The following is a 12,193-nucleotide window of genomic DNA, read 5'->3' on the forward strand; positions in this document are numbered from 1 at the left end:
GGGTGACCGACCGGACGGCCGACTCGCGCGGTACGCGCCGGTCTCCGTCTGGTGTGGTCGCCGACCCGCCCTCGAGGTCACCGGAATGTCCGCGCACGAATGGTCCGTGCACGGGCAGATGGCAGGTCTTCGGACTCGCGGGCACATCCTCCACGGGGGAGGACACCTACTGGCCGTCGCTTCCCAGACCCCTACGGGTCCAGTGCGTATGACGGCGGTCGTTCCCGCTCACCGCTGCGGGGCAGTCCCGGATTCCCACCGGGTTCCCTCTTACGACGCATCCCGTCCGGCTGACGGGGCGAACCAGCTGCACCGGCCACCCTAAGGGGCCGGCCGGCGCCGTGCCGGGAGATGTCCACCATACGGATGGTGAGGTGAGACACGCCCGCGGGTCCGCCCCGCAGCTCAGGGGGTCAGTCCCGGCCGGGGTACGGGTGGAACCCCCGGCCCGCCTTGCGGCCCAGTAGCCCCGCCTCCACCATCCGCTGGAGCAGCGGGGGCGGCGCGTAGAGGGGCTCCTTGAACTCCTCGTAGAGCGACTCCGCGATCGAGGAGACGGTGTCGAGGCCGATGAGGTCGGCCAGCTTCAGCGGGCCCATCGGGTGGGCGCAGCCCAGCTCCATGCCGGCGTCGATGTCGGCGGCCGTGGCGAAACCGGACTCGGCCATACGGATCGCCGCGAGCAGGTACGGCACGAGCAGCGCGTTGACGACGAACCCGGCCCGGTCCTGCGAGCGCACGACCGTCTTGCCGAGGGCCTCCGTCGCGAAGCGCTCCACGCGGGCGACCGTGTCCGAAGCGGTGTGCAGCGAGGTCACGACCTCCACCAGCGGCAGCACCGGCACCGGGTTGAAGAAGTGCAGGCCCACCACCCGGTCGGCGCGGCCCGTCGCCATGCCGAGGCGCATCACGGGGAGCGAGGAGGTGTTGGTCGCCAGGACCGCCGACGGATCCTCGACGATCTTGTCGAGGCGGGTGAACACCTCGGTCTTGGCCTCCGCGTTCTCGACGACGGCCTCGATCACGAGCTGGCGGTCGGCCAGCTCCTCGAGATCGCCGGTGAAGACGAGCCGGTCGAGGGCGCTCTGCGCGGCGGCCGGCTCCAGCTTGCCCCGTCGTACGGCGCGGTCGAGGGAGGCGGTCACCCGCTCCCGCGCGGCCCGGGCGGCCACGGCGTCCGTCTCGCAGACGATCGTGTGCCGTCCGGCCCGCGCGCAGACCTCCGCGATGCCCGCCCCCATCTGGCCGCCGCCGACCACCCCGACGCGGGTGATCTCCTCGGCGCCCGTGGTCTCGGCGCTCATGGTCTCGGCACCCGTGGTCCCGGCGCCCACGCTCTCGGCGCTCATGAGCGGGGCTCCGCGTGGCGCACGAGGTGGCGGGAGTAGGCGTCCGGGGTGAAGAAGAGCGGCAGTTCGCCGCTGAGGGCGTTCCGTTCGAAGATCGCCCGCACCTCCTCCAGCGGGGCCCACGGGTACCGGGCGCCGAGCGCCTCGAGCTCCTCGTCGAGCAGGCGTACGACGGTCTCCCGGTCGATCAGCCGGTGCCGCACCCACTGCCAGATCTGGACGCGGGCGATCTCGGCGGTCGCCGCGTCCTCCATGAGCCCGTCCAGGGCGACCGCGCCCTGACCGCGCAGCCAGGCCGCGAAGTAGCCGAGTGCGACGGCGATGTTCGTGCGGATGCCCTCCTGGGTGGGCGGTCCGCTGATCCGGCGTACCGACAACAGGTCCGCCGGGGTGACCTCCACGTCGTCCCGCGTCCGGTGGAGCTGGTCCGGCAGGTCGCCGAGCACGCCGTCGAACACCTCGCGGCAGACCGGGACGAGCCCGGGATGGGCGACCCAGGAGCCGTCGAAGCCGTCCTCCGCCTCCCGCTCCTTGTCGAGGCGCACCTTGGCGAGCGCCGCCTCGTGGGCGGCCGGGTCCTTGCTCGGCACCTGGGCCGCCATCCCGCCGATCGCGTGCGCGCCCCGCTTGTGGCAGGTGCGCACCAGGAGTTCGGTGTAGGCCCGCATGAACGGCGCCGTCATGGTGACCTTCGCCCGGTCGGGCAGGAGGAAGTCGGTGCGGTGGCCGAAGGTCTTGATCAGGCTGAACAGGTAGTCCCAGCGGCCCGCGTTGAGACCCGAGCTGTGCTCGCGCAGCTCGTAGAGGATCTCCTCCATCTCGAAGGCGGCCGTGATCGTCTCGATGAGCACGGTGGCGCGGACCGTGCCCCGGGGGATGCCGAGCAGCTCCTGCGCCAGCAGGAACACGTCGTTCCAGAGCCGGGCCTCGTACCGGTTCTCCAGCTTCGGGAGGTAGAAGTACGGGCCGTGTCCCGCGTCGATCTGGCGCTGCGCGCAGTGGAAGAAGTACAGACCGAAGTCGACGAGGGAGGCCGGCACCGGGGCACCGTCGAACTCCAGGTGCTCCTCCAGGAGGTGCCAGCCGCGCGGCCGTACGACGATCGTGGCGAGCCGGTCGCGGTCGGCGAGCCGGTACTCCTTGCCGTCCTCGCTGGTGAAGTCGATCCGCCGGTCGATCGCGTCGCGCAGGACGACCTGGCCGCCGACGACGTTCTCCCAGGTCGGCGCCGTGGCGTCCTCGAAGTCCGCCATCCACACGCGGGCACCGGAGTTGAGGGCGTTGACCGCCATGCGGCGGTCCGGCGGACCGGTGATCTCGACCCGCCGGTCGGTCAGACCGGGCGCGGGCGGCGCGACCCGCCACGAGAGATCGTCGCGGACGACGGAGGTGATCGGGGAGAAGACCAGCGGGGCCCCGCCGGCCAGGCGCAGGGCCTGGCGGCGGCGCTCCTTCATCAGGTCCAGTCGGCGTTCGCCGAACGCCTCCGCCAGCTTCCCGACGAAGTCCAGGGCGGCGGGGGTGAGGATCTCGGCGTGCCGGTCACCCGGTGCGGCGAGAACGCGGACACGGTGGGTCAGCGCGGTGGTGGGCATCGGATTCTCCTGGGGTGGGACCTGAGGGAGGCTGGACGGGACCCGATTGAGGCGGGGGCATGACCCGGTGGAGGCCGGGCGGGACCCGGGGCCGGGCCCTGGGACGGGACCCGGGGCCGGGCCGCCTGGCGGGGCCCCGGTTTCAAGGGCCTAGTGGAACTGCTCTTCCTCCGTGGAGCCGGCCAGGGCCGTGGTGGAGGAGGCCGGGTTGACGGCGGTGGAGACCAGGTCGAAGTAGCCCGTGCCGACCTCGCGCTGGTGCTTGACGGCGGTGAAGCCCTGCGCCTGCGCGGCGAACTCCCGCTCCTGCAGGTCGACATAGGCGGTCATGCCGTGCTCCGCGTAGCCGCGGGCGAGGTCGAACATGCCGTGGTTGAGGGAGTGGAAGCCGGCCAGCGTGATGAACTGGAACTTGTAGCCCATCGCGCCCAGTTCGCGCTGGAACTTGGCGATCTGGTCGTCGTCCAGGGCCGCCTTCCAGTTGAAGGACGGCGAGCAGTTGTACGCGAGCATCTGGTCCGGGTACCGCGCGTGGATCGCCTCGGCGAACTCCCGCGCCTGCGCCAGGTCGGGGGTGCCCGTCTCGACCCAGATGAGGTCGGCGTACGGGGCGTAGGCGAGGCCGCGCGCGATGACCGGGCCCATGCCGTTACGGACCCGGTAGAAGCCCTCGGCCGTGCGCTCGCCGGTCACGAACTCGGCGTCGCGCTCGTCGACGTCGCTGGTCAGCAGGGTCGCGGCCAGGGCGTCGGTGCGGGCGACGATCAGGGTCGGGGTGTCGGCGATGTCGGCGGCGAGGCGGGCCGCGTTCAGGGTCCTGATGTGCTGCGCGGTGGGCACGAGGACCTTGCCGCCGAGGTGGCCGCACTTCTTCTCGGACGCGAGCTGGTCCTCGTAGTGGATGCCCGCCGCACCGGCCGCGATCATCGCCTTGGTCAGCTCGAAGGCGTTGAGCGGTCCGCCGAACCCGGCCTCGGCGTCGGCGACGATCGGCGCGAGCCAGTCGGTGGTGTCGTCGCCGCCCTCGGCGGTCGCGATCTGGTCGGCGCGCAGCAGGGCGTTGTTGATCCGACGGACCACCTGCGGCACCGAGTTGACCGGGTAGAGGCTCTGGTCGGGGTAGGTGTGACCGGCCTGGTTGGCGTCGGCGGCGACCTGCCAGCCGGAGAGGTAGATGGCCTGGAGGCCCGCGCGCACCTGCTGGACGGCCTGGCCGCCGGTGAGCGCGCCGAGCGCGTGGACGTAGTCCAGGTCGTGCAGCTGCCGCCAGAGCCGCTCGGCGCCGCGCCGGGCAAGGGTGTGCTCCTCGCGGACGCTGCCGGACAGCCGCAGCACGTCCTCGGCGCTGTACGTGCGCTCGATGCCGGCCCAGCGCGGGTCGGTCGCCCAGCGCTGGGCGAGCTGCTCCGCGGTCGGGTTCGTCGCTGCCATGATCGTCACCGTCTCCTTGGTTCTGTTGCGTTTGCCAAGCCCTGCACGGCTCTCCCCGTGGAGCTCCTGCGGGGTGGCACTAGGTGTCTCGTGATGGGTCGCGGCCCGCCGGCGCCCGGACGGGGCGGAGGTGAGCAATCTGGCCGCTCCAGGCTTGTCGCGTGGCCAGGACGGCCGACATCAGGGCGTGAATCGGGTCCCGGCTCCGGTTCGAGCCTGTGGGGTCCGGCGGGCCGCACTCAGACTCTGGCACTGGCACGCAGTGCCATCAATCGTGGAGCCATGCCAAGTTCTGCGAATCTTCCGGAGCCGGATTGCCAAGATTGCGAAGGGTGCGAAGCGTGCCGCCTGACGTACGCTGCCCCTGTCCCGGACAGACACGGAGGAGGAGCGCGCGGTGGCCAAGACGTACGCGGGGGCGCGGCTGCGGCGGCTGCGCGAGGACCGCCGGATGAGCCAGGCGGAGCTGGCCCGGACCCTGGGCATCTCGCCGAGCTATCTGAACCAGATGGAGCACGACTCCCGCCCGCTCACCGTGCCCGTGCTGCTGCGGCTCACCGAGACCTTCGGCGTCGACCCCGGCTTCTTCTCCGAGCGGGACACCGGCCGCCTGGTCGCGGACCTCCGGGAGGCGCTCGCGGCCGAGCTGTCCGCGTCCCGCGTCGCCCCCTCCGAGCTGGCCGAGCTGGCCTCGCGGCTGCCCGAGGTCGCCCGGGTCCTGGTCCAACTGGGCCGACGTAACCAGGCGTTGTCCGAGCAGCTGGCCGACGCCGCCGACGGCCGGTACGCGGCCGGCGAGTCGCCGCGCTCCGCGCACGAGGAGATCCGGGACTTCTTCTACCGCCGCCAGAACTACCTGCACGACATCGACCTCGGGGCGGAAGGGCTCGCCGCGGAGATCGGCATCCAGCCGGGCGAGGTCGTCCGGGCCCTGACGGCCCGGCTCGCCGACACCCACGGCGTAAGGCTCTCCGCCGAGACCGGTGACCGGCTCCACCACTACGACGGGACGACGCGGACCCTCCACCTCTCCCCGCGCCTGCGCCCCGGGCAGCGTGCCTTCCGCATGGCCACCCAACTGGCTCTGCTTGAGTGGGGCGCGGAGCTCGACCGGCACGCGGCCGAGGACTTCGCGGCCGGTTCGCCCGCCCACGCCCTGGCCCGGATCGGGATCGCCAACTACTTCGCGGCGGCGCTGATCCTCCCGTACCGCTCCTTCCACACCGTCGCCGAGGAGTTCCGCTACGACATCGAGCGGCTCACCGACCACTTCGGCCTCGGCCACGAGACCGTCTGCCACCGGCTGAGCACCCTGCAAAGGCCCCGGCTGCGCGGGGTGCCCTTCTCCTTCGTCCGCGTCGACCGGGCCGGCAACCTGTCCAAGCGGCAGTCGGCGACCGGCTTCCACTTCTCCCGCGCGGGCGGCACATGCCCGCTGTGGAACGTGTACGAGGCGTTCGCCGCCCCCGGTCGCATCCACGTCCAGATCGCCGCCATGCCCGACGGCCAGCGCTACCTGTGGACGGCCCGCGCCGTCACCCGGCACCGCGGCGGCTGGGGCGAGCCGGGCAAGACCTTCGCGATCGGTCTGGGCTGCGAACTCCGCCACGCCTCACGCCTGGTGTACTCCGACGGCCTGGACCTCGACAACGCGGCGGCGGCCACCCCCATCGGGATGGGCTGCCGGCTCTGCGAACGGCTCGACTGCCCCCAGCGGGCGGTCCCGCCGCTCGGCCTCCCGCTGCGGATCGACCAGAACAGCGGCACGTTCGTGCCGTACCCGGTGGCGGATTCGGCGCGGTGAGGTGGCGGAGGGGGAGGGGCTCAGGGGCGTCCGGCGGTGCCGTCGTCCACGGGCTCAAGGGTCTCCTCGGCCGGGGCTTCGACTGGTGCTTCGGCCGGGGCTTCGACCCGGGCGGCCGTGACGGCGGGGGCTCCGCGGCGGCGGCCGGTGAGGCGAGCGGTGACGCGGGTGGCGATGGGCTCCGTGTAGCGGGCGGTGAGCGGGCCGAGGACGACGAGGACGAGGACGTACGCCGTCGCGAGGGGGCCGAGGGCCGGTTCGATGCCCGCGGTGACGGCGAGGCCCGCGATGACGATCGAGAACTCGCCACGGGCGACGAGCGTGCCGCCCGCCCGCCAGCGGCCCTTGACGGAGATTCCGGCCCGCCGGGCGGCCCAGTAGCCGGTGGCGATCTTCGTCGCCGCCGTGACCACGGCGAGCGCGAGCGCGGGCAGGATCACCGGCGGAATGCTGGCCGGGTCGGTGTGCAGACCGAAGAAGACGAAGAACACCGCGGCGAACAGGTCACGCAGAGGGCTGAGCAGATGATGGGCACCCTCGGCGACCTCGGCCGAGAGGGCGATGCCGACGAGGAACGCGCCGACAGCGGCGGACACTTGGAGCTGCTGGGCGATACCGGCGACGAGCAGCGTCAGACCGAGGACGACGAGAAGGAGCTTCTCCGGGTCGTCGCTGGAGACGAAGCGCGAGATGAGCCGGCCGTAGCGGACGGCGACGAAGAGGACCGTGCCCGCGACGCCGAGCGCGATGGCGAGGGTGAGGCTCCCGGCCGCCAGGCTCACCCCGGCGAGCAGGGCGGTGACGATCGGCAGGTAGACCGCCATGGCCAGGTCCTCCAGGACCAGGATGCTCAGGATGGCCGGGGTCTCCCGGTTGCCGAGACGGCCGAGGTCGCCCATGACCTTGGCGATGACGCCGGAGGAGGAGATCCAGGTGACGCCCGCCAGGACGACGGCGGCGACCGGACCCCACCCGAGCAGCAGCGCCATACCGGCGCCGGGCAGCGCGTTGAGGGCGAAGTCGACCAGGCCCGCCGGGTATTGGGTCTTGAGGTTGGTCACCAGGTCGCTCGCGGTGTATTCGAGGCCCAGCATCAACAGCAGGAGTATCACGCCGATTTCGGCGCCGATCGCGACGAACTCCTCGCTGGTGCCCAGCGGAAGCAGACCGCCCTCGCCGAAAGCGAGGCCCGCGAGCAGGTAGAGGGGTATCGGCGAGAACTGGAACCTTCCGGCGAAGCGGCCGAGCAGGCCGAGCGCGAGGATGATCGCGCCGAACTCGATCAGGAAGACGGCGGAGGAGTGCATGCCGCTCACTCCTGGCCGAGGATCGCGGCGGCCGCCTCGACGCCCTCGCGGGTGCCGATCACGATGAGCGTGTCCCCGCCGGCAAGGCGGAAGTCCGGTGCGGGCGAGGGGATCGCGCCGGCCCGCCGCAGGACCGCGACTATGGAGGCGCCGGTCTCGGTACGGGTCCGGGTCTCGCCCAGGACGCGGCCGTTCCACTGCGAGTGCGCGGACAGTTCGATCCGCTCGGCGACCAGGCCCAGGTCGGTGGTGGAGAGCAGGTTGGGGCTGTGGTGCGAGGGCATCAGCGCGTCGATCAGCGCCTCCGCCTCCTTCGCGGTGAGTTTCGCCGACAGCGCGCACTCGTCGGGATCGTCCCTGCGGTACGCGTTCAGTGTCCGGCTGCCGTCCCGGTGGGCGATCACCGACAGGCGCCGGTGCTCACGGGTCGTCAGGTCGTAACGGACGCCTATGCCGGGGAGCGGCGTGTTGCTCATCCGTGGAACGGGCACGAGAAACCCCCTGTGCGTGCTGTCGCCGAAAGAAGATACGAACGCGCCCCCGCGGCCCACCTTATCGGCCCTTTCGGCAGGTCTAGCGGGCGAGCGTCGCGACCTCGTTCTCGAAGAGGGCTTCCGGCGAGACGTCCATTCCCGTGAAGTGGCCCGCGAGTTCGAGCGAGAGCACCCCGTGGAGCCGGGTCCAGAACGCCATCGCCGTGGCGAAGGGGTCCGTCGAACCCGCGGCCTCGCCGGCCCGGAGGAGCACGCTCATGATCTCGGACGCGATGCCGGTGATCTCGTCCGGCGCGTGGTAGCCGGGCACGGGTGTGCCGTAGACGAGGAAGTAGCGGTGCGGGTCCGCGAGGGCCCAGCGGCGCAGCGCGCGGGCGATGTCGGACAGGTCGGCGCCCTCGCTCTCCGCCTCGCGGACGGTGTCGGCGAGGCTGCGGTAGGCGTCCCGGACGAGTTCGGTGATCAGCTCGTCCCGGCCCGCGAAGTACCGGTACAGCGCGGGGCCGCTCATGCCCATCTTCTTGGCGATCGCGTTGAGCGACAGAGCCGAGGCACCGTCGGCCGCGATCTGCTCCCAGGCCAGCTCCTTGACCTCGGCGCGGACCTGGTTCCTGTACCGCTCCCGAGGCGTTCCACCGGTCTCCGTCATGGGTTCCTCCCGATCTGACGTTGATGGTTAGAAGCTATCACTTACGCGAATGCTTGACAGCTTCGCGAGAGGTCAGTTATATCTTGTAACGAAAGCGATAAGGCGTAGTCAGTGCGTCGTCGGCAGTCGACAACGGAGGCAGTTCGTCATGAGCGTCATCGAGCGAGTAGAGGTCGTCCTTCCCGGCACGGTGGAGCCCGAGGGCCTCCAGCTGCGGCACGGGCCGGTCCCGGCGGCCGGAGCCGGCCAGGTGCTCGTCGCCATGGAGGCGACCGGGGTCTCCTTCGCGGAGCAGCAGATGCGCCGGGGCCGGTACTACGACCAGCCGCCGTTCCCGTTCGTTCCGGGATACGACCTGGTCGGCCGGGTCGCCGCCGTGGGGCCCGGGGTCGGCCCTGACGTGCTCGGCACCCGGGTGGCCGCGCTGACCAAGACGGGCGGCTGGGCCAGTCACGTCCTGCTGGACGCCGCCGATGTCGTCCCCGTCCCGGAGGGCCTCGGGGCCGCCGAGGCGGAGACCGCCGTCGTCAACGGGGTCACGGCCTGGCAGATGCTCCACCGCAAGGCCCGGATCCGGGCCGGCCAGACCGTCCTGGTGCACGGCGCCAACGGTGGCGTCGGCACCGTGCTCGTCCAGCTCGCGCGCAGCGCCGGAGTGAAGGTCATCGGCACCGCGTCCGCCCGCCACCACGAGGCGCTGCGACGGCTCGGCGTCACCCCGGTCGACTACCGGACCGAGGATGTGCCCGCCCGCGTACGGGAGTTGGCGCCGGACGGCGTCGACGCGGTCTTCGACCACGTCGGCGGCCGCAGCGTCGTCGACTCCTGGCGGCTGCTCGCGAAGGGCGGCACCCTCGTCTCGTACGGCAGCGCCGCCACCCGCGACGACTCCGGCTCGAAGCAGTGGCCGGTGCTCAAGATCCTCGGCCGGGTGTGGGCCTGGCAGGCGCTGCCCAACGGCCGCCGCGCGTATTTCTACAACGTCTGGGGCGGCCGGGCCTTCGCGAAGGACCGCTTCCGCAGCCGCCTGCGCGCCGACCTCGGACAGGTCTTCGAGGCGATGCGGCGCGGCGAGATCACGGCCAGGGTCGCGGCCGAACTCCCGCTGAGCCAGGTCGCCGACGCGATGCGGCTGGCCGAGTCCGGCACCGTGAACGGCAAGGTCGTGCTGACTCCGTGAGGTCCGGTCCGGGGTGGACAGCGCATCGCTCCGGCCCTAGCCTCCTCCTCAACCTATTCAATTATTTGAGTACTGCGAGGGCGATATGCACCCGTTCCGCAAGGCCGTCGAGAACCGTGACGCGGCCGCCATCGAGGCCCTGCTCGCCGAGGATGTCGTCTTCACCAGCCCCGTGGCCTTCAAGCCGTACGCCGGCAAGGCGATCACCGCCGCCATTCTCCGGGCCGTGATGCGGGTCTTCGAGGACTTCGCCTACGAGCGCGAGATCGCCAACCCCGACGGCCGTGACCACGCCCTCGTCTTCAGCGCCACGGTGAACGGCCGCCGGATCCAGGGCTGCGACTTCCTCCACTTCGACGAGGACGGCCGGATCGACGACTTCACCGTCATGGTCCGGCCCCTGTCCGCCGCCCAGGCGCTCGCCGAGGCGATGGGCGCGCAGTTCGACCGCATCGCACGGGAGGCGGCGGAGGGCGGGTCGTAGGGCGCGGCGGGGTGAGCCGCCCGGGCGGTCAGCCGGTCGGCGACTTGCCGGTGCCCGTCGTTCCGAGCAGTGGCAGGTTCTTCTCCACGGCCGCCGCCCACGAGCCGTCCGCCACCATGGCCTTCAAGGCCGTGTCGATGCGCCCCCGCAAGGGGCTGCCCTTCGGCAGGCCGACGCCGTAGCGCTCGTCGGTCAGCTTGAATCCGGCGAGCTTGAACTTGCCCTGGTACTTGGCTTGTGCGGCGTATCCGGCGAGCAGGGCATTGTCCGTGGTGACGGCGTCGACGTTGCCGGTGGCCAGGTCCTGCATGCAAACCTCGTACGTGGAGCGTCCGTACACGGCCGACCACGTGAGGTGCTTCGTGATGTTCTCGGCCGAGGTGGATCCGGTGACCGAGCACAGTGTCTTGCCCTCCAGATCCTCCGTCTGGGTGACTCCCGTCTCGTCGGCGCGGAGCAGGACGTCCTGGTGAGCCGTGAGGTATGGGCCCGCGAAGTCGACCTGTTGGGCGCGCCGGTCCGTGATCGCGTACGTCGCCACGACCAGGTCGACCTCGCCACGGGTGAGGGCGCTTTCCCGCTCGGCACTCGTGACCACCTTCCACTCGACGGCGGCGGGGTCGTGGCCCAGGGCGCGGGCGATGTACGTCGCGACCTCCACGTCCAGGCCCGTGTACGTGCCGTCGTCCTTCAGCCGCGCGAAGCCGGGCTGGTCGGATTTGATGCCGATCGTGACGGTGGGCGTGGTCGCGGTCGTGGGCGCGCGGGGAGTGCTCGATGACGTGGACGCGGACGGTTTGTCACCGCCCTCGGCCTTGCCGTCGCCGCCGTCGGGCCACAGCGTCCAGGTCAGTACGCCGGTCAGCGCCACCGCGCCGACCGCCGCGAACCAGCTCTTTCGTACCCGGCGGGGCGCCCGTGTCGGTGCCGGTGGCGCGATCCGGTACGAGGTCGCGGTGTCGGGATCCTCCGGCCGCGCGTCGGACGCCTCCGCGGGCTCGGGCTCAGGCTCGGTCACCGCGCCTTCGGCGCTCTCCGCCTCCGCCAGCAGCCCGTCGAGCGTTTCCGAGTCCGGGCGGGCCGCCGGGTCCCGTACGAGGACGGCCGTCAGCGCCGCCGTGAGCGGGCCGGCCTCGCGCGCCGGCGGGACGTCCTCGCTGAGGACCGCCGCGAGCGTGGCGAGCGTTCCGGAGCGGCGCAGCGGGTTCTGGCCCTCCACGGCCACGTACAGCGTCAGGGCCAGCGACCAGAGGTCGGCGGCCGGACCGCCCTCCTCCCCGCCGGCCCGTTCGGGGGCCATGAAGTCGGGGGTGCCGATGAGGGAACCGGCGGCGGTGAGCGCGGTCGACCCGTGGAGCGCCGCGATGCCGAAGTCCGTCACGACCGGAGAGCCGTCCGGGCGCAGCAGGACGTTCGCGGGCTTGATGTCCCGGTGCTGGATGCCGGCAGCGTGCGCGGCACACAGCCCCTTCAGGATCTCGCGCCCGAGCGTGGCCGCCTCGCCGGGCGTGAGCCTGCCCCGGTCGAGCCGGTCCTGGAGGGAGCCGCCGGTGACCAGCTCCATCACGAGCCAGGGGTACGACTCCTCGCCCTCGTCGACGATGTGATGGATCGTCACCACGTTCGGGTGGGTGACGCGAGCGAGCGCCCTCGCCTCGCGCAGGACCCGGTCGCGCAGGGCGCGGGCGGCAGCGGGGTCGTACTCGGCGAGCCCCGGGTCCGGTGGCCGTACCTCCTTCAGCGCCACGTCGCGGCGGAGCATCAGGTCACGGGCCTGCCACACAAGACCCATCCCACCGCCGCCGAGCCGTGCCACCAGCTCGAACCGGCCGTCGATCACCCGAGCCACACCGCCCCCTTCGCCCCCGTCACCCTCCGCACCCGGCCGACTCTGCCACAC

10 protein-coding genes and 1 riboswitch are annotated in these 12,193 nt (G+C 72.0%); of the genes, 3 read left to right on the forward strand and 7 right to left on the reverse strand.

What is annotated here, in order from left to right; genetic code table 11:
• Window positions 1-102 precede the first annotated feature (102 nt).
• Window positions 103-323, reverse strand: a riboswitch (cobalamin riboswitch).
• Between the two features lie 90 nt (window positions 324-413).
• The 3 genes from ACFWRO_RS05030 to aceA all read right to left on the reverse strand — a co-directional run bounded on the left by ACFWRO_RS05030 (window position 414) and on the right by aceA (window position 4,375).
• Entirely contained in the window at window positions 414-1,304 is an 891-nt protein-coding gene (locus tag ACFWRO_RS05030; RefSeq protein WP_384504511.1) for a 3-hydroxybutyryl-CoA dehydrogenase, read from the reverse strand.
• A gap of 41 nt (window positions 1,305-1,345) precedes the next feature.
• Window positions 1,346-2,944 (reverse strand): malate synthase A, encoded by a 1,599-nt coding sequence (aceB, locus tag ACFWRO_RS05035; protein WP_384504386.1) that lies wholly within the window; start codon window positions 2,942-2,944, stop codon window positions 1,346-1,348.
• A gap of 150 nt (window positions 2,945-3,094) precedes the next feature.
• A complete protein-coding gene (gene aceA / locus ACFWRO_RS05040; protein WP_384504388.1) occupies window positions 3,095-4,375 on the reverse strand; it encodes an isocitrate lyase in 1,281 nt (426 codons plus the stop codon).
• Window positions 4,376-4,772: 397 nt separating this feature from the next.
• Here aceA and ACFWRO_RS05045 point away from each other — a divergent pair, with 397 nt between their 5' ends.
• Window positions 4,773-6,179, forward strand: coding sequence for a short-chain fatty acyl-CoA regulator family protein (locus ACFWRO_RS05045; RefSeq protein WP_384504390.1), 1,407 nt, complete (start codon window positions 4,773-4,775; stop codon window positions 6,177-6,179).
• Window positions 6,180-6,199: 20 nt separating this feature from the next.
• Here the strand turns inward: ACFWRO_RS05045 and ACFWRO_RS05050 are convergent, their stop codons facing one another.
• The 3 genes from ACFWRO_RS05050 to ACFWRO_RS05060 form a co-directional block, all read right to left on the reverse strand.
• Complete coding sequence (locus ACFWRO_RS05050; protein WP_384504392.1) at window positions 6,200-7,486, reverse strand: cation:proton antiporter; 1,287 nt, start codon at window positions 7,484-7,486, stop codon at window positions 6,200-6,202.
• 5 nt (window positions 7,487-7,491) lie between these two features.
• Entirely contained in the window at window positions 7,492-7,977 is a 486-nt protein-coding gene (locus ACFWRO_RS05055; protein WP_384504394.1) for a cation:proton antiporter regulatory subunit, read from the reverse strand.
• Window positions 7,978-8,059: 82 nt separating this feature from the next.
• Window positions 8,060-8,629, reverse strand: a complete 570-nt coding sequence (locus ACFWRO_RS05060; RefSeq protein WP_384504396.1) for a TetR/AcrR family transcriptional regulator — start codon at window positions 8,627-8,629, stop codon at window positions 8,060-8,062.
• A gap of 148 nt (window positions 8,630-8,777) precedes the next feature.
• On the opposite strand from ACFWRO_RS05060, the gene ACFWRO_RS05065 reads away from it, so the two are divergent.
• Both ACFWRO_RS05065 and ACFWRO_RS05070 read left to right on the forward strand, forming a co-directional pair.
• Entirely contained in the window at window positions 8,778-9,809 is a 1,032-nt protein-coding gene (locus ACFWRO_RS05065; RefSeq protein WP_384504398.1) for a medium chain dehydrogenase/reductase family protein, read from the forward strand.
• Between the two features lie 85 nt (window positions 9,810-9,894).
• Entirely contained in the window at window positions 9,895-10,293 is a 399-nt protein-coding gene (locus ACFWRO_RS05070; protein ID WP_384504400.1) for a nuclear transport factor 2 family protein, read from the forward strand.
• Window positions 10,294-10,321: 28 nt separating this feature from the next.
• Here the strand turns inward: ACFWRO_RS05070 and ACFWRO_RS05075 are convergent, their stop codons facing one another.
• A complete protein-coding gene (locus tag ACFWRO_RS05075) occupies window positions 10,322-12,133 on the reverse strand; it encodes a bifunctional serine/threonine-protein kinase/glutamate ABC transporter substrate-binding protein (RefSeq protein WP_384504514.1) in 1,812 nt (603 codons plus the stop codon).
• Between the last annotated feature and the right edge of the window lie 60 nt (window positions 12,134-12,193).

Source organism: Streptomyces sp. NPDC058579, from assembly GCF_042718575.1.
Lineage (GTDB): Bacteria > Actinomycetota > Actinomycetes > Streptomycetales > Streptomycetaceae > Streptomyces.

Coding starts and splice junctions, on each gene's coding strand:
- ACFWRO_RS05050 (WP_384504392.1), bottom strand. CDS start 7,486: ATGCACTCCTCCGCCGTCTTCCTGATCGAGTTCGGCGCGATCATCCTC.
- aceA (WP_384504388.1), bottom strand. CDS start 4,375: ATGGCAGCGACGAACCCGACCGCGGAGCAGCTCGCCCAGCGCTGGGCG.
- ACFWRO_RS05065 (WP_384504398.1), top strand. CDS start 8,778: ATGAGCGTCATCGAGCGAGTAGAGGTCGTCCTTCCCGGCACGGTGGAG.
- ACFWRO_RS05030 (WP_384504511.1), bottom strand. CDS start 1,304: ATGAGCGCCGAGACCACGGGCGCCGAGGAGATCACCCGCGTCGGGGTG.
- ACFWRO_RS05070 (WP_384504400.1), top strand. CDS start 9,895: ATGCACCCGTTCCGCAAGGCCGTCGAGAACCGTGACGCGGCCGCCATC.
- aceB (WP_384504386.1), bottom strand. CDS start 2,944: ATGCCCACCACCGCGCTGACCCACCGTGTCCGCGTTCTCGCCGCACCG.
- ACFWRO_RS05060 (WP_384504396.1), bottom strand. CDS start 8,629: ATGACGGAGACCGGTGGAACGCCTCGGGAGCGGTACAGGAACCAGGTC.